Consider the following 24,084-nt stretch of genomic DNA (forward strand, 5'->3'; position numbering starts at 1 on the left):
AATGGTACTTAACAATGAATAATAATGAATTAATTTCTTTACCATTAGCTGAACGGAAAAGGCTACTTGAGTTAGCCAAAGCCGCCAAGCTATCCCGTCAATACACACAAAAAACTGAGATCCTCCCTCAGCCTCGCAAGGGTGATATCCCCTTGTCCTGGACACAGCAACGGCTCTGGTTTCTGACGCAGTTAGATTCATCTGCTCAAACGGCATATCACATGCCTGTGGGATTACATCTACAGGGTCAGCTTAATCAGAGTGCACTACAGGCAGCGCTGGACAGGATTGTCGCCCGTCACGAGATCCTGCGGACAACGTTTATCTCCACTAACGGAACCGCCCGGCAGGTTATCGGGCATCCCGATAGTGGATTTGCTTTGACATCTGAGGATATTCGCCATTTATCAGAGCCAGAACAACAGACAGCCGTCGAAAAGCGTGCCCATGACGAAGCTGTCAGACCTTTCGATTTTATCTGTGGGCCATTACTCAGAGGGCATTTATTGCATTTGGCTGAAGATGAATATGTTCTGTTATTAACACAGCATCACATTATCTCAGATGGCTGGTCTGTCAGATTATTAATTCAGGAACTTTCCACTCTTTATCAGGCTTTTAGTCAGGAACAACCGGACCCATTGCCTGAATTATCTCTCCAGTATGCTGATTACGTACTCTGGCAGCAGCAATGGTTACAGGGCGAACGGCTCGAAACACAGTTAAATTACTGGCGTGAACAGTTACAGGATGCTCCTGAATTACTCGAATTACCCACTGACAAACCCCATCCGGTACAACAGAGTTATAAAGGTAACCGTGTTGAGCTGGCATTTCCTGCTGAACTGAGTGCCGGTTTGAAAAATCTCAGCCAGCGTCATGGAACGACTCTATTTATGACCCTGATGGCGGGCTGGGCGGTATTACTTTCCCGTTTCAGCGGGCAGGACGATCTGGTCATAGGAACGCCCATTGTCAATCGTCAACAACCTGAGCTGGAATCATTAATCGGTTTCTTTGCCAATACGCTGGCATTGCGTATTCAATTAAGTGATAACTTAAGTGTCAGTGAGTTGCTGACACTGGTGAAAAAGCGTGCACTGGGCGCTTATGCACATCAGGATTTACCCTTCGAACAACTTGTTGAAGCGCTGCGACCTACCCGCAGTTTGAGCCACAGCCCTATTTTTCAGGTCATGCTGACTCTTGATAACCAATCAGAACAAAAGCAGTTTGAGTTAGCAGGATTAAAATTGAGCGAACTTCCTCTGGTCAGAGAAAGTGCCTACTTTGATTTGACTCTCACACTCTATGATACAAAAAACGGATTAGTCGGTGATTTAGAATATGCCCGGGATCTGTTTGAACACGCCACCATTGAACGGATGGTGGACCATCTGCAAACCCTGCTGGCGGCAATGGTGGCGGATGAAACACAACAAGTCGCGGATTTAGCGCTACTTACGCCACAACAACGCACACAGCTCCTGACTGAATTCAGCACGAAAGAAGTCACCTACCCGCAGGATCTGTTACTGCAACAACTTTTCGAACAACAGGTAATACGCTCACCTGAGTCCGTCGCACTGGTCAGTGACGGGCAGCAGCTCAGTTACACCGAACTGAACCGGCGAGCCAACCAGCTGGCCCATGCCCTGATTGCCGCTGGCGTCAAACCGGATGACAGGGTCGCGATTTGCGTTGACCGTAGCCCGGATATGATTATCGGCCTGTTCGGCATTCTGAAAGCCGGCGCCGGTTACGTGCCGTTAGACCCGGACTACCCGACAGAACGGCTGGCTTATATTCTGTCTGACTGTACCCCGCAATTATTGCTGACCCAGCAACACTTAGCCGATCGTCTGACGACCGATATTCCTGTTTGGGTGATGGACGAAATCGATTACCTGAACACAATGGCACAGCAGCCAGCTCATAATCCTGACGCTCACTCGCTGGGCCTGTTACCGCATCATCTGGCTTATATTATTTATACTTCCGGCTCCACCGGACAGCCAAAAGGAGTCATGATTGAACACCGTCAGGTCGTCAATTTTGTTCATGTCCAGTGTGAAACGAATGAACTGACTCCGACAGATCGGGTGTTGCAATTCACATCGGTATCCTTTGATACCACGGTGTCCGATATTTTCGCTACGCTGGCGACCGGCGCAACGCTGGTACTGCGTCCCGCTCATCTGCGTATTCCCGACAAGGCATTCGGTCAGTTCCTGCGGGATCAGGCTATTACTGTTTCCGATTTACCCACCGCATTCTGGCATTTATGGGTACAGGAAATGGCGGCCGGTCGCTGCGGTTTCAGCCCTTCTTTACGGCTGGTGATTGTTGGCGGAGAAAAAGCCGAATTACGCCATTTCAATACCTGGCAGACTTTACCTGAAACTCAGGCCTGCCGCTGGATAAACTCCTACGGCCCGACCGAAACCACCGTAATCGCCACCGTATGGAAACCGGAAAACCAGGCACTCTGCCTGAACCAGAACGTGCCGATTGGTTATCCGCTGATCAATACCCGACTCTATATTCTCGATACTCAGGGGCAGCCTGTTCCTATCGGCGTGGCCGGCGAGATCCATATCGGAGGATTAAGCGTCGCCCGTGGTTATCTCAACCGCCCTGATCTGACAGCAGAACGCTTTGTTACTGATCCGTTCAGTCCGCAAACTGATGCCCGTATGTATAAAACCGGTGACCTCGGCCGCTGGCTGCCGGACGGTACGATTGAATATCTGGAGCGCAATGATTTTCAGGTCAAGATCCGGGGATTCCGCATTGAACTGGGGGAAATTGAAGCCCGGCTGGCCCAGTGTGACGGGGTCAAAGATGCGGTTGTGGTGGCTCGCGAAGAGGAAAACGGCAATAAACGTCTGGTGGCTTATCTGGTGCCACAGCCGGGGATTACGCTTGATTTGCTTCAGTTACGCGAACAATTAAGCAGCCGCCTGATGGAGTATATGCTGCCCGGCGCTTATGTCATTCTGGAGGCCTTCCCCGTCAACCCGAATGGCAAACTGGATCGCAAAGCCCTGCCTGCGCCGGACAGTTCTGCCATTGTCCAGCGTGAATATGCCGAACCTCAGGGAGAAATGGAGCAAACGCTGGCGGCTATCTGGCAAACACTGCTTGGACTGGAGCAGGTTGGCCGTCATGATAATTTCTTTGAGCTGGGCGGGCATTCGTTATTAACGGTGCAGGTCGCAGCCCGTTTACGGGAAAAACTGAACATTGAAGTGACCTTACAGGATCTCTTCACCTACCCGACACTGGCTGATTTAGCTCAGTCTCTGGGGAATGCCACCCAATCCACTCAGTCGGTTATTCTGCCCGCGGATCGCCTGCAACCTTTACCTCTTTCCTGGGCCCAGCAGCGTTTATGGTTCCTCGCCCAGCTGGACAGCGCTGCACAGGCAGCCTACCACATTGCCGGCGGGTTAGAATTGCGGGGCCAGCTGAATCAGGCCGCGTTACAGGCTGCGCTGGACAGAATTGTGGCCCGCCATGAGATCCTGCGTACCACGATTGCCGTTATTGACGGAGAAACCCGTCAGATTATTGGCAACCCTGACAACGGATTTTCCCTGATATCGCAGGATCTCAGTCCGTTATCTCCGGCGGAGCAGCAAATCGCCCTGAAAGCGGCAGAGCAGGCCGAAGCTGACCAGCCTTTTGACTTTACACAAGGGCCGTTAGTCCGCGCCCAACTGCTGAAAATCAGTGATGAACACCATATTCTGTTAGTGACTCAGCACCATATTGTTTCTGACGGCTGGTCACTGAATGTGCTGATCAAAGAGTTTTCAGCGCTTTATCAGGCTTTCTGCCAGCAACAGCCCGATCCGCTCCCCCTCCTGCCCATTCAGTATGCGGATTATGCCGTATGGCAACAGCAATGGTTACAGGGTGACAAATTAGCACAACAGGTGAATTACTGGTGTCAGACCCTACAGGATGCGCCGGTATTACTGGAGCTGCCAACAGATCACCCACGCCCTCTGGAGCAGAGCTACCGCGGAGATCTGGTCGTTTTTACCCTGCCAAGTGAGTTAAATGCCGGCTTACTCGCCCTGAGCCAGCGGCATGGTACCACCCTGTTTATGACCCTGCTGGCAGGCTGGGCGATTTTACTGTCCCGACTAAGTGGTCAGCAGGATATCGTGATCGGTACCCCCGTTGCCAACCGCCAATACCGTGAACTGGAGCCGCTGATTGGCTTCTTCGTTAATACGCTGGCGTTACGGGTCAGGCTGGAAGACAACCCGACTGTGAACGCGTTGTTAGCGCAGGTCAAAGCCCATGCGCTGGCCGCCTATGCTCATCAGGATCTGCCCTTTGAACAGTTGGTGGAAGCATTACAACCGCCGCGCAGCCTGAGTCACAGCCCGGTCTTTCAGGTGATGATGGGGCTGGATAATACTTCCGGTTCATCAGAATTCAATTTACCAGACCTGACCATCAACCATCTGCCTTTAGACAGAAAAACAACCCAGTTTGATGTGTCGCTGTCCTTCAGTGAGAGCGAAAATGGATTAGTGGGTGAACTGGAATATGCCAGCGATCTATTTGAGCACGCCACCATCGAACGGATGGCAGAACACCTGCAAACTCTGCTGGCGGCGATGGTGACGGATGAGACACAACAAGTCGCCGATTTAGCCCTACTCACGCCACAGCAACGCACACAGCTCCTGACCGAATTCAGCACCACAGAAGTCGCTTATCCGCAAGATCTGTTACTGCAACAACTCTTCGAACAACAGGTGTTACGTTCGCCTGAGTCCGTTGCACTGGTCAGTGACGGGCAGCAGCTCAGTTATACCGAACTGAACCGGCAAGCCAACCAGCTGGCCCATGCCCTGATTGCCGCCGGCGTCAAGCCGGATGACAGGGTCGCCATTTGCGTTGACCGCAGCCCGGATATGATTATCGGTCTGTTCGGCATTCTGAAAGCCGGTGCCGGTTACGTGCCGTTAGATCCGGATTACCCGACAGAACGGCTGGCTTATATTTTGTCCGATTGTGCCCCGCAGTTATTGCTGACCCAGCAACACTTAGCCGATCGCCTGACGACCGATATTCCTGTTTGGGTGATGGACGATATGAGTTACCTGAACACCGCGGCACAGCAGCCGGCTCATAATCCTGACGCTCACTCGCTGGGCCTGTTACCACATCATCTGGCTTATATTATTTACACTTCCGGCTCCACCGGACAGCCGAAAGGAGTCATGATTGAACACCGTCAGGTCGTGAACTTTGTTCATGTCCAGTGTGCAGCCAATGAGCTGACCCCGGCAGATCGGGTACTGCAATTTACTTCCGTTTGCTTTGATACGACAGTCGCCGATATTTTCGCTACGCTGGCGACCGGCGCAACGCTGGTACTGCGTCCCGCTCATCTGCGTATTCCCGACAAGGCATTCAGCCAGTTCCTGCGTGATCAGGCTATTACTGTTTCCGATTTGCCCACCGCATTCTGGCATTTATGGATGCAGGAAATGGCGGCCGGTCGCTGCGGTTTCAGCCCTTCTTTACGGCTGGTGCTGGTCGGCGGAGAAAAAGCGGAATTACGTCATTTCAATACCTGGCAGTCTTTGCCTGAAACACAGGCCTGCCGCTGGATAAACTCCTATGGTCCGACTGAAACCACCGTTAATGCCACGATGTGGAAATCGGATAACCATGAATTCTGCCTCACCAACGCCGTGCCGATTGGCTATCCGCTGACCAATACCCGCCTCTATATTCTCGATACTCAGGGGCAGCCTGTTCCTATCGGCGTGGCCGGAGAGATCCATATCGGAGGATTAAGCGTTGCCCGTGGCTACCTCAACCGCCCTGATCTGACCGCAGAGCGCTTTATTACTGATCCGTTCAGTCCGCAGCCGAATGCCCGTATGTATAAAACCGGTGACCTCGGCCGCTGGCTGCCGGACGGCACGATTGAATATCTGGAGCGTAATGATTTTCAGGTCAAGATCCGGGGATTCCGCATTGAACTGGGGGAAATTGAAGCCCGGCTGGCTCAGTGTGACGGAGTCAAGGATGCAGTGGTAGTCGCGCGTGAAGAGGAAAACGGCAATAAACGTCTGGTGGCTTATCTGGTGCCACAGCCGGGAGTTACGCTTGATTTGCTTCAGTTACGCGAACAGTTAAGCAGCCGTCTGGTGGAATATATGCTACCCGGCGCTTATGTCATTCTGGAGGCCTTCCCCGTCAACCCGAATGGCAAACTGGATCGTAAAGCCCTGCCTGCGCCGGACAGTTCAGCCATTGTCCAGCGTGAATATGCTGAACCGCAGGGAGAAATGGAGCAGACATTGGCCGATATTTGGCAGAGTTTATTGGGAGTCGAACATATCGGACGCCATGACCACTTCTTTGAGCTGGGCGGGCACTCCTTATTAACCGTGCAGGTCGCAGCCCGTTTACGGGAAAAACTGAACATTGAAGTGACCTTGCAGGATCTCTTCAACCACCCGACACTGGCAGATTTAGCTCAGTCTCTGGGGAATGCCACCCAATCCGCTCAGTCGGTTATTCTGCCTGCAGACCGCCAGCAGCCTTTGCCTCTTTCCTGGGCCCAGCAGCGTTTATGGTTCCTCGCCCAGCTGGACAGCGCTGCGCAGGCAGCCTATCACATTGACGGCGGACTAGAATTGCGTGGCCAGCTGAATCAGGCCGCGTTACAGGCTGCGCTGGACAGGATTGTCGCCCGGCATGAAATTCTGCGTACCACGATTGCCGTTATTGACGGAGAAGCCAGCCAGATTATTGGCAACCCCAGCAGCGGCTTTTCCCTGATATCACAGGATCTCAGCCCGTTATCCCCGGCGGAGCAGCAAATCGCCCTGAAAGCGGCAGAGCAGGCCGAAGCTGACCTGCCTTTTGACTTTACACAAGGGCCGTTAGTGCGCGCCCAATTGCTGAAAATCAGCGATGAACACCATATTCTGCTGGTGACTCAGCACCATATTGTTTCTGACGGCTGGTCACTGAATGTGCTGATCAAAGAATTTTCGGCGCTTTATCACGCCTTCTGTCAGCAACAGCCTGATCCGCTCCCCCGTCTTTCCATTCAGTATGCGGATTATGCTGTATGGCAACGGCAATGGTTACAGGGTGACAAATTAGCACAACAGGTGCATTACTGGTGTCAGACCCTACAGGATGCGCCGGTATTACTGGAACTGCCAACAGATCATCCCCGCCCTCTGGAGCAGAGCTACCGCGGAGATCAGGTTATTTTCACCCTGCCGCATGAATTAAAGGCAGGCTTACTCACCCTGAGCCAGCGGAACGGTACTACCCTGTTTATGACCCTGCTGGCAGGCTGGGCGATTTTACTGTCCCGCCTGAGCGGTCAGCAGGATATCGTGATCGGTACCCCTGTCGCCAACCGCCAGTACCGTGAACTGGAGCCGCTGATTGGCTTCTTCGTCAATACGCTGGCGTTACGGGTCAGGCTGGAAGACAACCCAACTGTCGGTGCCCTGTTAGCGCAGGTCAAAGCCCATGCGCTGGCCGCCTATGCTCATCAGGATCTGCCCTTTGAACAGTTGGTGGAAGCATTACAACCGCCGCGCAGCCTGAGTCACAGCCCGGTCTTTCAGGTCATGATGGCGCTGGATAATACTTCCGGTTCATCAGAATTCAATTTACCAGACCTGACCATCAACGAGCTGCTCTTAACCAAAAAAACAACTCAGTTTGATGTGTCACTGTCCTTCAGTGAAAGCGAGAACGGATTAGTAGGTGAACTGGAATATGCCAGCGATCTGTTTGAGCACACCACCATCGAACGGATGGCGGAACACCTGCAAACCCTTCTGGCGGCAATGGTGGCGGATGAAACACAACACGTCGCCGATTTAGCCCTGCTTACGCCACAGCAACGCACACAGCTCCTGACTGAATTCAGCACGAAAGAAGTCGCTTATCCGCAGGATCTGTTACTGCAACAACTCTTCGAACAACAGGTGTTACACTCGCCTGAGTCCGTTGCACTGGTCAGTGACGGGCAGCAACTCAGTTACACCGAACTGAACCGGCGAGCCAACCAGCTGGCCCATGCCCTGATTGCCGCCGGCGTCAAACCGGATGACAGGGTGGCGATTTGCGTTGACCGCAGCCCGGATATGATTATCGGCCTGTTCGGTATTCTGAAAGCCGGGGCCGGTTACGTGCCGTTAGATCCGGATTACCCGACAGAACGGCTGGCTTATATTTTGTCCGATTGTGCCCCGCAGTTATTGCTGACTCAGCAACATTTAGCCGATCGCCTAACAACCAATATCCCTGTTTGGATGATGGACGAAACCGATTATCTGAACACTACAGCACAGCAGCCGGCTCATAATCCTGACGCTCACTCGCTGGGCCTGTTACCACACCATCTGGCTTATATTATTTATACTTCCGGCTCCACCGGACAGCCGAAAGGAGTCATGATTGAACACCGTCAGGTCGTCAATTTTGTCCATGTTCAACGTGAAACAAACGAACTGACCCCAACGGATCGGGTGCTGCAATTTACGTCGGTATCCTTTGATACCACGGTGTCCGATATTTTCGCTACGCTGGCGACCGGCGCAACGCTGGTACTGCGTCCGGCTCATCTGCGTATTCCCGACAAGGCATTCGGTCAGTTCCTGCGGGATCAGGCCATCACTGTGTCCGATTTACCGACCGCATTCTGGCACTTATGGGTACAGGAAATGGCGGCCGGTCGCTGCGGTTTCAGCCCTTCTTTACGGCTGGTGATTGTTGGTGGAGAAAAAGCGGAATTACGCCATTTCAATACCTGGCAGTCTTTGCCTGAAACACAGGCCTGCCGGTGGATAAACTCTTACGGCCCGACCGAAGCCACAGTAATTGCCACCGTATGGAAACCGGAAAACCGGGCACTCTGCCTGAACCAGAACGTGCCGATTGGTTACCCGCTGACCAATACCCGACTCTATATTCTCGATACTCTGGGGCAGCCTGTTCCTATCGGCGTGGCCGGCGAGATCCATATCGGTGGATTAAGCGTCGCCCGTGGTTATCTCAACCGCCCTGACCTGACGGATGAACGCTTTGTTACTGATCCGTTCAGTCCGCAAACTGATGCCCGTATGTATAAAACGGGTGACCTCGGCCGCTGGCTGCCGGACGGCACGATTGAATATCTGGAGCGCAATGATTTTCAGGTCAAGATCCGGGGATTCCGCATTGAACTAGGGGAAATTGAGGCACAACTGGCTCAGTGTGAAGGCGTCAAGGATGCGGTTGTAGTGGCTCGCGAAGAGGAAAATGGTAATAAACGTCTGGTCGCCTATGTGATCCCACAACCAGGAATAACACTGGATATCATTCAACTGCGTGAACAACTGAGCAGCCGCCTGATGGAGTATATGCTGCCCGGCGCTTACGTCATTCTGGATGCCTTCCCCGTCAACCCGAATGGCAAACTGGATCGCAAAGCCCTGCCTGCGCCGGACAGTTCGGCCCTTATCAGCCGTGAATATCAGGCTCCTCAGGGTGATACAGAACAACAGCTCGCGGCTATCTGGCAAACACTGCTCGGTCTGGAACAGGTTGGCCGTCATGATAATTTCTTTGAATTAGGTGGGCACTCCCTGCTGGTTGTTAATTTGATTGAAGAGCTTCGCCAGCGTGACCTTACACTAGAAGTCAGTACGGTCTTTTCTTCTCCGACACTGATGGCAATGGCATCACGCATAACGGATACAACAATCAGTGACAATGTCACTTTTACGGTTCCGCCCAACCTGATTACTGATGACAGCCATTCCATCACACCGGACATGCTGCCACTGATCACGCTGACCCAGAATAATATTGACCAGATTGTTGCCAACGTTCCCGATGGTGTTGCAAATATTCAGGATATCTACCCATTAGGGCCGTTACAGGAAGGTATTTTGTTCCACCACTTGCTGGAAACTAAAGGCGATATTTATCTGGATAATCTGCTGATGACTTTCGACAGCCGGACACGTCTGGATACATTCCTGCTGGCACTGCAACAGGTTATTAATCGTCACGACATTCTGCGTAGCGCATTTCAGTGGGACAATCTGCCGGAGCCGGTACAGGTGGTTTATCGTCATGCTCCTCTGCCCGTTACCGAACTGGAGCTATTCGCCGGTACGGATGCAGCACAGCAATTACGTGATGCTACCGATCCACGCCAGATACGTATGGATATCACCAAAGCACCATTATTATCCGCCTGCATTGCCAAAGATCCGCATACCGAACACTGGCATCTGGCATTGCTTTACCATCATCTGGTTTGTGACCATCTGTCACTGGAAATGATCTTCAATGAAGTGCAGATATTGCAGCTCGGGCAAAATGAACCTCTGCCGCCTTCCCTGCCTTACCGTAACTTTATCGCACAGATCCGGGCCGTTCCGGTTGAGAAACATCAGGACTATTTCCACCAGCTTCTGGGCGATGTGGATGAACCCACTCTGCCGTTTAACTTACTTGATGTGCAGGGGAACCATGATGAGCACCATAAGATAGAGGAAGCCGGACTGGCGCTGGATGATAAGTTATCGCGCCAGATACGCGACTGTGCCCGCCAGCAGGGTGTCAGTGCTGCCGTTCTGTTCCATGTCGCATGGGCACAGGTGCTTGCACAATGCAGCGGACGGGAAGATGTTGTTTTCGGCACCGTGCTATTAGGCCGGTCACTAAAAGGTGCAGATACCTCTCAGGTTCTTGGTATGTTCATCAATACCCTGCCCGTGCGCATAATATTGCAGGAGCGTACTGCACAACAGGTGGTACAGGAAACTTATCAGCAGCTCAGCACATTGCTTGAGCATGAGCAGACTCCATTAGCCATCGCCCAGCGTTGCAGTGGTATTCAGGCGCCTCAGCCCCTTTTCAGCAGCCTGCTTAATTTCCGTCATAGCCAGCATAACGATCAACAGGCTGATTCAGCCGTATGGCAGGGTATTCAGACCTCCAGTAGTGAGGAGCGCAGTAATTACCCACTGTCATTGGATGTCGATGATTTTGGTGATGGCTTTGCCCTGACTGCACAATGCAACCGCCAGATTAACCCGGCCCGCATTAATGCTTATATGGATACCGCACTGAAAGCATTGGTAATGGCCTTACAGAAAATGCCGGAACAGGATATTCATTCCCTCAATATCCTGCCACCAGCAGAACTCACTCAGCTACTGGAAGACTTTAACAGCAACAAAGTTACCTGCCCGCAGGATATGTTACTCCAGCAGCTGTTTGAACAGCAGGCAGCCCTCACGCCGGATGCTATCGCACTGATCCACGCTGCAAGTAATGGAGAGGTTCAACTCACCTATAGTGAACTGAACCAGAAAGCCAACCAACTGGCCCATGCCCTGATTGTTGCCGGCGTCAAACCGGATGATCGGGTGGCGATTTGTGTCGAACGTGGTCTGGATATGGTGATAGGTTTATTCGGTATTTTAAAATCCGGTGCAGGATATGTGCCGCTGGATACGGATTACCCTACTGAACGCCTGAACTATATTTTGTCAGATTGTGCACCGAAGTTATTACTGACGCAGCAGCACTTACATAGCCGCTTATCGACTGATACGCCAGTATGGATGCTGGATGATAACAGCCATGCCGAGTGTATAGCCCAACAGCCAACCCATAACCCAGACCCGCAACAACTGGGACTGGCAGCGCATCATCTGGCTTATATCATCTATACCTCCGGTTCCACCGGGCAGCCAAAAGGGGTGATGATTGAGCATCACAACGTGGTTAATTTTGTCCATGTTCAGCGTCAGACCAATGAACTGACGCCATCTGACCGTGTACTTCAGTTCACTTCAGTAGCGTTCGATACCACTGTATCGGATATCTTCGCCACCCTTGCCGCAGGTGCAACCTTAATTATGCGCCCGTCAGAACTGCGTGTTCCGGACAGAGCTTTTGCTCAATTCCTGCAACAACAGAAAATCACGGTGACTGATTTGCCTACCGCTTTCTGGCACTTATGGGTACAGGAAATGGCCGCAGGACGTTGTGGCTTCAGCCCTTCTCTGCGTCTGGTGATTGTCGGCGGAGAAAAAGCGGAACTGCGTCACCTGATGACCTGGCAGACACTACCGGAAACCCGTTCATGCCGATGGATTAACTCTTACGGCCCGACGGAAACGACGGTGATTGCTACTGTTCTGAAAGTGGACAGTCATCCGGCCTATAGCGCAGAAACACTGCCAATCGGTTATCCGCTTGCCAACAGCCGTATCTATATACTTGATACGCGCGGAAAACCTGTTCCTATCGGTGTTTCCGGTGAAATTCACATTGCAGGTGCCGGCGTGGCGCGGGGTTATCTGAACCAGCCTGAGCTGACTGATGAGCGTTTTATTCCGGATACGTTCAGTGAACAACCGAATGCCAGAATGTACAAAACCGGGGATTTAGGTCGCTGGTTACCGGATGGAACGATTGAATACCTCGGACGGAATGATTTTCAGGTCAAAATCCGCGGATTCCGCATTGAGCTGGGAGAAATAGAAACTCAGCTGGCAGCCTGTGAAGGGGTTAAAGATGCTATTGCCATGGTACGTGAAGACGAAACAGGTGATAAGCGACTGGTGGCTTATTTAGTTCCACAACTTGATGCTCAGCTGGATATCGCTGATTTACGTGAACAGCTCAGCACTCATCTACTGGATTATATGATCCCCAGCGCCTTTGTCGTAATGGAAGCCTTCCCGCTGAATCCGAACGGCAAGCTGGATCGAAAATCACTGCCGGTTCCTGACCGCTCTGCAACCGCTACGCGGGCGTATGAAGCACCAGAGGGAGAAACAGAACAGCAACTGGCGGCTATCTGGCAAACCTTACTGGGGCTGGAGCAAGTCGGTCGTCATGATGATTTCTTTGAGCTGGGAGGAAACTCATTATCAATCATGCAATTATCGGCAAGACTGCAAGAAGAGTTCCATCTGGAAATTTCAATTACGGATATTTTCCGTCATTCGGCATTAGCCAAACTTGCTGAGCTTATCTTATCAAAACAAGTGGAAACCTTTTTCGATCAGGATATTGAAGATATGCAAAAAGAGCTGGAGAACCTATCTGAAGATGAGTTGCTTGCCATGTTAAATGGAGAACAACTAGAGGGAAATAAACTATGAGCAAAAATGAACAGACACTGAATCAATTAAGGCAGGCTGTACTCCAGAAGAAACTGAAAGAGCGTATGCAAAATAGCCTGACAACCGAAAAAGCACCGATATCTGCCCGTGATCCGCAGCAGGAAATCCCGCTATCCTGGGCGCAACAGCGCCTGTGGTTCCTCGCTCAGTTAGATCCGGCTGCCCTGACGGCATACCACATTCCTGCCGCCCTTCATCTGAAGGGCCAACTGAACATCGCGGCCTTACAGGCCGCGCTGGACAGAATCGTCGCCCGCCATGAAATTCTGCGCACCACTATTGGGCTGGCAGAAGACGGAGGAGAAGGAACGGCGCGGCAAATTGTTCATGGGAAAGATTTCGGTTTCTCTTTAAGTATGCAGGATTTGCGTCTATTAGCCGATGATGATCGACAAAATGCTATCCAGAACGCCATCAAATCTGAAGCCAGCCATCCTTTCGATTTTGAAAACGGTCCCTTAATTCGGGGCCAGTTATTCAGACTGGCAGAAGATGAAAATATTCTGTTACTCACCCAGCACCATATTATTTCTGATGGCTGGTCAGTTAACGTCATGATGCAGGAGTTTTCTACTCTGTACCTGAGCTTCTGCCACGAACAGCCTGACCCATTACCGCCATTAAAAATTCAGTACGCAGATTATACTCTCTGGCAACGGAAGGAATTACAGGGTAAAGCACTGGAAAAGCAGCTGGATTATTGGCGTAATACGCTACAGGATGCGCCGACGCTTCTGACACTCCCCACTGACCGCCCGCGTCCGGCGCGGCAAACTTATGCCGGTGGAGAAGCACTGGTTACCCTGTCACCGGATTTAACCGGAAAATTAAAAGCCTTTGCGCAACGTCACGGCATTACGTTATTTATGACGCTGCTGACCGGATGGTCAATACTGCTTTCCCGTCTCAGCGGGCAACATGATTTAGTTATCGGTACGCCAGTCGCTAACCGTAAATATCGCGATCTGGAGCCGTTAATCGGCTTTTTTGTCAATACATTAGCACTGCGGGTTCAGTTACAGGATAATCCGACCGTCAGCGAATTGCTGGCACATGTGAAAGCTCATACTGTCACGGCTTTTGAAAATCAGGATCTCCCGTTTGAACAATTAGTTGAAGCGTTAAAACCACCGCGCAGCCTGAGTTATAGCCCGGTTTTTCAGGTTATGATGTCTCTGGATAATACTCCCGGACAACAGCAGTTCGAATTACCGGGATTAACGATCAGCGAACTGGATTTATCCGAAAACAGCTCCCACTTTGATCTCTCCCTGTCACTGCATGACACGGATGAAGGCTTAATCGGTGAACTGGAATATGCCAGCGATTTGTTTGATCAGGCGACGATGGACCGGATGGCGGGCTATCTGCAAACACTGTTAACGGTTATGGTGGCTGATGATACTCAGCGTGTGGCTGATTTACCTTTACTGACACCGAATGAACGTAATCAGTTATTGACCGGCTTTAATGCCAGAACAGCCTCTTATCCGCAGGAAATGTTACTCCAGCAACTGTTCGAGCAACAGGTCGCCCATTCCCCCACCAGCCCGGCCTTGATCAGCGGAGAACAGCAACTCACCTATCATGAACTGAACCAGCAGGCGAACCAGCTTGCCCATGCCCTGATTGCTGCCGGAGTACAACCGGATGATCGGGTAGCAATTTGTGTCGAACGGGGCGCAGATATGATCATCGGGCTGTTTGGTATTCTGAAAGCCGGAGCCGGTTATGTACCGTTAGACCCGGAATACCCGACTGAACGGCTGGCCTATATTCTGTCAGACTGTAAGCCGAAGCTATTACTGACTCAGGAGCACTTACAGAACCGCCTGAATACTGAAGTTCCCGTCTGGATAATGGATAACGATCACTATCTGGATAATGTGGCACAACAACCTACCGACAACCCTGAACCTCATCAATTGGGGCTGAAACCGCATCATCTGGCTTATATCATCTATACTTCCGGCTCAACAGGTCAACCGAAGGGGGTGATGATTGAGCACCGTCAGGTTATGAATTTTGTTTATGTCCAGCGTGAAACGAATGAACTGACACCTTCTGATCGGGTGCTGCAATTTACCTCTGTTGCCTTTGATACCACCGTGTCCGATATTTTTGCCACACTGGCCGCCGGAGCAACATTAGTACTGAGATCGGCCTCGCTGCGCATACCCGATAAAAACTTCAGCCAGTTCTTACAGGAACAGGCAATTACCGTTTCCGATCTGCCCACCGCTTTCTGGCACTTATGGGTTCAGGAAATGGCCGCCGGGCGCTGTGGTTTCAGTCCTTCTTTACGGCTGGTGATCGTCGGCGGGGAAAAAGCTGAACTGCGTCATTTCAATACATGGCAGACTTTACCTGAAACTCAGTCCTGTCGCTGGATAAACTCCTATGGCCCGACGGAAACCACCGTTATCGCCACGGTATGGAAACCAGACAACCAAGAGTCTGGCCTCACCAATACCGTTCCTATCGGTAGCCCACTCACCAATACTCAAATTTATATCCTTGATACGCAGGGGAAGCCGGTTCCTATCGGTGTTGCGGGGGAAATTCATATCGGTGGTGCAGGTGTCGCCAGAGGGTATCTGAATCGTCCTGACCTCACTGATGAACGATTTATTGCCGATCCGTTCAGCCAACAAGCCAATTCCCGCATGTATAAAACCGGTGATCTCGGCCGCTGGCTACCAGACGGCACGATTGAATATCTGGAACGCAACGATTTTCAGGTTAAGTTACGTGGATTCCGTATTGAACTGGGAGAAATTGAAGCACAACTGGCCCAGTGTGATGGAGTCAAAGATGTTGTAGTGACTGCCCATGAAGATGAAAGCGGCAATAAACGTCTGGTCGCTTACCTGATACCGCAGCCGGAGACAATACTGGATATCCTCCAGTTACGTGAACAACTAAGCGCGCAATTGATGGAGTATATGCTGCCCGGTGCTTACGTCATTCTGGATGCTTTCCCACTAACACCCAACGGGAAAGTCGATCGCAAAGCATTGCCGGCTCCTGACCATACCGCCATCATCAGCCGGGAATATCAGGCACCGGAAGGAGAAGCAGAACAACAACTGGCAAGTATCTGGCAGGAGCTGTTGGGGCTGGAACAAGTCGGACGCCATGACAATTTCTTCGAGCTGGGCGGACATTCACTACTGGTCGTCAGCCTGATTGAGAAACTCCGTCAACACGGCCTTGCCATTGATGTCAGTGCGGTATTCGCATCCCCGACACTGGCAGCTATGGCAACCAATTTAACTCAGCAAACCGAATCTGATACAAACAACACGCCTGTGCCACCAAACCTGATCCCGGATAACTGTCAGGCAATTACACCGGATATGCTGCCACTGGTAACACTGTCTCAGGCGAATATCGACCAGATAGCCTCACAAGTGACAGGCGGTGTCAGTAACATTCAGGACATCTATCCACTCGGGCCATTACAGCAAGGTATTCTGTTCCACCATTTGCTGGAAACAACCGGTGATACGTATCTGGACAACCTGCTGATGACTTTCGACAGTCGTTCACGTCTGGATACATTCCTGCAAACAGTACAACAGGTCATTGAGCGCCACGATATTCTGCGCACTGCCGTCCATTGGGAGAATCTGCCAGAGCCGGTGCAGGTCGTTCATCGCCATGCCCCCATGCCTGTCACAGAGCTGGAACTGTCGCCTGAAATCAATGCGGAACAACAAATTCAGAGCTATACCGACCCTGATATTGTCCGGATGAATATCAACAAAGCACCGTTATTATCTGCCAGCATTGCCAGAGAACCAAATAGTGATAAATGGTACTTATCCTTACTTCACCACCATCTGGTTTGCGATAATTTATCGCTGAAACTGGTATTTGATGAAGTTAATGCCATGTTACAGGGCCAGCATGAACAACTGCCAACAGCGTTGCCTTATCGTAATTTCATTGCCCAGACTAAAAATATTCCCCTTGAACAACACCAGGCCTATTTCCGTCAGCTGCTGGGAGACGTAGAAGAGCCGACCCTGCCATTCGGTCTGCTTGATGCTAAGGACAGTGGCGATAAAGTTGTGGAAAATGTTCTGACACTGGATAGTGATCTTTCCCGGATGGTTCAGCAATGCGCCCGTCAACAGGGTGTCAGTATCGCAGTTCTGTTTCATGTTGCCTGGGCACAGGTACTGGCTCAGTGTAGTGGCCGTGACGATGTCGTCTTCGGTACTGTTTTAATGGGTCGGTTACAAGGCGGTAAAGAAACAGAAAAAATAATGGGGATGTTTATCAATACATTACCCATTCGGGTTATTCTGCAAGGGCGCAATGTTCAGCAAACAGTTCAGGAAACTTACCGGCAACTCAGCACATTACTGGTACATGAACAGACACCTCTGGTTATTGCTCAGCGTTGCAGCGGTATTCCCGCTTCTCTGCCCCTGTTTAACAGCCTGCTTAATTTCCGTCATGGTTCAGATGAAACAGAGGAAGATGAGCAGGAACTCGCATCAATCTGGGAAGGCATTGAAACGTTTAACACTAAAGATTCACGCAGCAATTATCCTTTATCTCTGGATGTTGATGCCTATGATGACCAATTTGAACTCACTATCCAATGCAGCCAACAGATTGACCCGAGTCGCATTAATGCCTATGTGGCAACCGCACTAAAAGGTCTGGTTACTTCATTATTACAAAACGCGCCTGCACAAAATATTCAGGCAATCTCCGTTCTGCCACCAGCGGAAAAGACACAGTTACTGGTAGATTTTAACGGTGCTGAAATCGCTTATCCGCAGAATATTCTGCTCCACCAGCTCTTCGAACAGCAGGTTTCTTTCACACCAGATTCCATTGCGCTGGTGAGTGGTGATGAGCAACTCAGCTACGCTGAACTGAACCAGCAGGCCAACCAACTGGCACATGCTCTGATTGCCGCGGGTGTACAACCGGATGATCGGGTAGCAATTTGCGTTGAACGCAGCCCGGATATGATTATCGGCCTGTTCGGGATCCTGAAAGCCGGTGCAGGCTATGTTCCGCTGGATACTGATTATCCGACGGAAAGACTGGCTTACATTCTGTCCGACTGTAAACCGAAGCTACTACTGACTCAAAAACATTTACAGAACCGGCTGGCAACAGAAGTTCCTGTCTGGTTAATGGATAGTGAAGCGCATCGGAGCAATGTAGCACAGCAACCGACCCACAATCCTGAACATCTACAATCGGGGCTGGCACCACATCATCTGGCCTATATCATCTATACTTCCGGCTCCACCGGACAGCCCAAAGGCGTGATGATAGAGCATCGTAATGTGGTTAACTTCGTTCACGTCCAGCGTCAGACTAACGAACTAACCCCTTCTGACCGTGTGCTGCAATTTACTTCTGTTGCTTTCGACACCACCGTGTCGGATATTTTTGCAACACTGGCAACCGGCGCAACCCTGATCCTGCGACCTGCCGATCTCCGTGTACCGGACAGTAACTTCGGTCGTTTCCTGCGGGAGCAGAAAATTACCGTCACCGATCTCCCCACCGCTTTCTGGCATCAGTGGGTACAGGAGCTGGTCGCAGGACGATGTGATTTCAGTCCTTCTCTGCGTCTGGTTATCGTTGGGGGCGAAAAAGCGGAGCTTCACCATCTGACTCTCTGGAAATCACTGGCTGAAACGCAACATTGCCGCTGGATTAACTCCTATGGCCCAACTGAAACCACCGTCATTGCAACCGTATTAAAAGTGGATGGTCATTCCCTGTATACCGAACCAACACTGCCTATTGGTTATCCATTAACCAATACCCGCCTATATATTTTGGATGGACAGGGACAACCTGCTCCTCTCGGTGTTTCCGGGGAAATTCATATCGGCGGTGCAAGCGTTGCTCGGGGTTATCTCAACCAACCTGAGCTGACAGCAGAACGCTTTATTCCTGATCCATTCAGCCATCAAACTGATGCACGTATGTATAAAACAGGTGATTTGGGATGCTGGTTGCCGGACGGTACGATTGAGTACCTCGGACGCAATGATTTTCAGGTTAAGATCCGCGGGTTCCGCATTGAACTGGGAGAAATTGAAGCCAGACTCTTTGCTTATCCCGGAATTAAAGACGCGATTGTTATCGTGCGGGAAGATACTCCGGGTGATAAACGTCTGGTGGCCTATCTGGTGCCACAGCCGGGTACAACTCTCGATCTGGAAGACCTGCGTCACTCTTTGCACGTAAACTTAGCCAGCTATATGATCCCCAGTGCTTTTGTGATTCTGGATACATTCCCGCTGACACCTAATGGCAAACTGGATCGTCGGGCATTACCGGCACCGGATAAATCTTCCGTTATCAGCCGCAACTATGAAGCCCCTATCGGTGAAACAGAAGAGCTCATTGCAGCGATATGGCAGGACGTACTCCGGCTGGAACAAATAGGACGCCATGATCACTTCCTTGAGCTTGGTGGTCATTCCCTATTAACCCTACAGGTTGCTACCCGTCTTAATCAGGCTTTAGCTAAAGATATCAGTATCCGCGATCTGCTGGTTTACTCGACAATCAGTGAACTGGCAACATATATTCAGTCAGACGCGCCACTGCCGCAACAGCAGAATATAGTGACTGTCCGTCAGGGGAATGGTAACACTTCACTGTTCCTCATTCACGCAGTCAATGGCGATGTTCACTATGCCTACGATCTTGAGCCATATATGGATAATGACGAATTATCAATTTATGGTGTCATTGCCAGCGATACCCTTGCAGAAGAAGGCATACAGCCCACCATCAACAACATGGCTCAGGAATATGTTAAATGCATTCGCCAGATACAAGCACATGGCCCTTACCATCTGGCTGGATGGTCATCAGGCGGAACGATTGCTTATGAAATGTCACGCCAATTAATTGCCGATGGTGAAACAGTAAACTTTATCGGGTTACTGGACAGCGCTTCTAATTATCTGGATTTCTATTCAGCTGAAGAGAAACAGTCCGGAATGATGTTTGAGAAAAGTGCCACACTGCTCGAACTACTCCCGTACGATATCCCAGAAGACATTAACGATGAATTCAATAAGCTAGCTAATGAACGTGATTACGACGCGATGTTAATATTAGCTGAGAAGCTCAATTTATTACCACCGAAGGTCACACGGGAAAATGTCAGTGATCTTGTGCAAATGCGCTATAACATCTCTGTGGCAGCTAACTGTTACATACCACAGGCGATAAACACGAACGTCACTCTGTTCAGAGCAATGGATGAAGTCGCCGAAGGAGAAACAATGACGCTAAAATGGGATCAAATTCTACCCAGTGAGCAACTGACTATTATCCCGATTAAAGGAGATCATGACTCTATGATGCTGCAGCCCAATATCCAGGATACGGGCAAAGCATTAGTTAAAGCGGTAATGAATAATCAATAAAGCAGCAAAAAGAATGAACCACCTTTTATAGAGGTGGTTCCGGAACACTCATATAAATAACGCCCATGAAATTGGGCGTTATTTTTTAAGTTTCAATTATTGATATATACGTCATCTTTCAGATTGATACTTTGTTGGTTACACTTGGTCACCCCACATCCCATTCACATAGTCATCTATGCTCCTGAGGATGAACGCCCTTACCGCGGAGACACAACCTTTAAAATCATGAGCAAAAATAATAAATACAAAATCAAATTTCATAACAACAACTTCAGAATTTATTATTTAAAATAATTATTTTTACATTAGTTCCCTGGTGGGCAAAACAAATAATAATAATTACAGCCCGAATATTAGATTCTATATAATTACACGCTAATAAAATAGAAAACATAATTTATTCACATGATACATTTCTGGTATGTAACTGAAAGCCTACCCTGTTTCTTATTTTTACCTCCTGCATTATAATATATACAATTATAAGGTAAATTCATAACACACTAAATCTTATAAGATGATATCAACGAGACAACATAATGCAAGAGACGAACAATAAAAAAATCGACTAAAATCGATATTTCTCCTTCACACATTTCAAAAAAAATTTAAGCTTTAATAAAAAAATATCAATTCATCCATTTCAGGTTAATTAAATTTTCATCTCCAATATTTTTATCGTGACTTTTAAATCCAGCCATTAATATAGCCTAATTAACCATCGGGATATTTAATATAACACGAGTTAAATTACCAATTGTAAATTATGAGGTCGCTATAAGAATAACAAATCAGAATCTGCTGATGTAGACGATTAAAAAATATCATATAATCCGTCTATTTTTGGGAGGTAATAAAAAATGAAAGCCATTCAGATAACCGATATCCACCTGACACAGAGCAGAGAACATCAATTATTTAATGTAAACCTGTATGACAATTTTGATACTATCTGTGAGGAAATATGCCGCATAAAGGAAGTTACTGAAATAGATTTAATCATTGTTTCCGGCGATATAACAAATGATGGTGATATCGATGCTTACCGATATTTCTTCAAAAGAATGGATTCATGTCAGACTCCCTATATGACAATAGCCGGAAATCATGACTTAAAAAATAATATTGATACCGTCATTACAGAGATAAAACCAAAATATAACATCACTTCCGGTGAGTATAATGATAAAAATTGGTTCATTACTTATGTTGATACTGTCGTTAAAGGTGAGGATTATGGCTTTATTACACAAAATAACCTTGCTGAATTAGAAAAAAGAATTATTTTAAACAAGAAATTTAATACTGCGGTATTTATGCATCACCACACTATTCCGGTTGGTACACCCATTGTAGACAGTTGTATGCTGGAAAATGCCGCGGATTTATTAACATTATGTAAAAAACATAAGGTGAAATTTATCGGCTGTGGTCATGCTCATACTTCGCGTATCTGGCATCAGAATGATATAACAATCAGTGTTGCACCCGCAGTTTCATTCCAGTGGTTATCAGGTACAAATACCGTTAAAACAACAAAAAGTTCTGGTTTTAATATTATTGATTTTTCAGAAAATATATCAGTAACGTCGTGTAATTACTAAAGTCCTTCTCAAGTTGCAGCATAAGCAACTTGAGAGTGTATTGAAGCCCAGTATATGACTTAATTATCAGAAACCGGCTTTAATTTAGCCATAAAGTGGCGCAACACTGGCGGCTCATAAGTAAATATTAACCCGCGAATATCAGCAGCATGCTGTTTTAATTCAATAAAGGCTTCAACGACATAATCCATATGATCATTGGTATAGACGCGGCGAGGAATAGCCAGTCTCATCAGTTCCATCGGTGATTCTTTTTGTTTACCGGTATCTGGGTCGCGCCCAAGCAGTAAAGAACCAATTTCTACACTTCTGATACCCGCTTCCAGATATAGCGCGTTATTCAATGCCTGAGCCGGAAATTGATCGCTTGGAATATGCGGTAAAAATAGTTTTGCATCCACAAAGACAGCATGCCCACCAACCGGATATTGAATAGGAATACCCGCCTTTTTTAGCTGTTCACCTAAATAAGTCACCTGATGAATGCGATAAGACAAAAAATTCTCATCCATACCTTCTTCAAGCCCAATCGCCAGTGCTTCCATATCACGCCCGGTAAGCCCACCATAAGTCACAAACCCCTCATTTGGAATACAGCGGATTTTTACCTCATTAAATAGATCTTCATTATCACGAACAGAGCAAAGGCCACCGATATTCACCATGGGATCTTTTTTTGCCGACATAGTCAACATATCGCCATATTGATACATTTCCCTGACGATTTCTTTAATTGACTTATCTGCGTAACCTTGTTCCCGCTGCTTAATAAACCAGGCATTTTCACAAAAACGGGCTGAATCAATGACCACCGGAATATCATACTGTTTTGCGATTTCATACACAGCTTTCATATTAGCAAGAGAAACCGGCTGACCACCTGTACTATTACAAGTTATTGTGACTATGATGGCGACTACATTATTTTCACCCTGTTCTTTGATTGTGTGTTGAAGTAAATCAATATCAAAATCACCCTTCCAGTCATAATAACTGCCGGTATCAAAAGCCTTATCTGTAACAACATTGATAGCCTTCGCATGATTTAATTCCACATGCGCCATCGTAGTATCAAAATGAAAGTTAGAAATAAATACTGGGTTTTGCGCTCCGCCTTTTAATTTTTTCCTTTCGATCAGAGCAGGAAATAAAATCTGCTCAGCACCACGGCCCTGATGGGTCGGAACCGTATGCGCATATCCAATTAATTCTTTAACTTTATCCACCAGATGATAATAATTGCGAGATCCGGCATAAGCCTCATCGCCCATCATCATCCCAGCCCATTGCTGATTACTCATGGAGCCAGTGCCAGAGTCAGTCAATAGATCGATATACACCATATCAGAAGGCAGCATAAACGGATTATACCCTGCCGCTTCCAGTGCAATTTCACGTTCTGCACGTGTTGTCATGCGGATATTTTCTACCATTTTAATACGAAAAGGCTCAGGAATGCGCTTCATTTTAATATCTCTAATTATAAAAATAACAATAAATCACATGATATAAATTAAAAATCCATCATGATTTTCATATAAAAATCATAACGTTTGACTATAATATGAAATTATTTTCACTCAGAATAGTGGTCATGATAAGAAAGGAAAGTAATAATACTCGATAATTATTACCGAACCGAACTTTAAAAATACATCACATAAACTATTCTCTTACGGCATTAATATAGATTAAGCAACCTGAGTAGTACATAACCAAAAAAATAACAACTTAATTAAATTAACTCACAAACAATATAATATTTTTTATCATAAAATAATAAAACTATAATTCATGGCATTTAGTGAATAAAGAAACAATCACTCTCTTTTATTTATACTA

The 24,084-nt window shown here is 48.5% G+C and carries 4 protein-coding genes; 3 read left to right on the plus strand and 1 reads right to left on the minus strand.

Going from position 1 to position 24,084, the window contains the following annotated elements:
* The first annotated feature begins 14 nt into the window (after positions 1-14).
* The 3 genes from AACS90_RS04205 (at position 15) to AACS90_RS04215 (ending at position 22,242) form a co-directional block, all read left to right on the plus strand.
* Positions 15-13,184, plus strand: a complete 13,170-nt coding sequence (locus tag AACS90_RS04205; RefSeq protein WP_241538224.1) for a non-ribosomal peptide synthetase — start codon at positions 15-17, stop codon at positions 13,182-13,184.
* Positions 13,181-20,635 carry an amino acid adenylation domain-containing protein gene (locus AACS90_RS04210; protein WP_193757180.1) on the plus strand — a complete coding sequence of 2,485 codons (7,455 nt, stop codon included), beginning with the start codon at positions 13,181-13,183 and terminating at the stop codon, positions 20,633-20,635. The genes AACS90_RS04205 and AACS90_RS04210 overlap by 4 nt, the downstream gene beginning before the upstream one ends.
* Positions 20,636-21,498: 863 nt before the next feature.
* Positions 21,499-22,242, plus strand: coding sequence for a metallophosphoesterase family protein (locus AACS90_RS04215; protein WP_099121830.1), 744 nt, complete (start codon positions 21,499-21,501; stop codon positions 22,240-22,242).
* 59 nt (positions 22,243-22,301) lie between these two features.
* Here AACS90_RS04215 and tnaA read toward each other — a convergent pair whose 3' ends face one another.
* Positions 22,302-23,708, minus strand: a complete 1,407-nt coding sequence (gene tnaA / locus AACS90_RS04220; RefSeq protein ID WP_099121831.1) for a tryptophanase — start codon at positions 23,706-23,708, stop codon at positions 22,302-22,304.
* Positions 23,709-24,084: the final 376 nt, after the last annotated feature.

The sequence above is a fragment of the Xenorhabdus sp. KK7.4 genome, assembly GCF_963876465.1.
Classification (GTDB): Bacteria; Pseudomonadota; Gammaproteobacteria; order Enterobacterales; family Enterobacteriaceae; genus Xenorhabdus; species Xenorhabdus stockiae.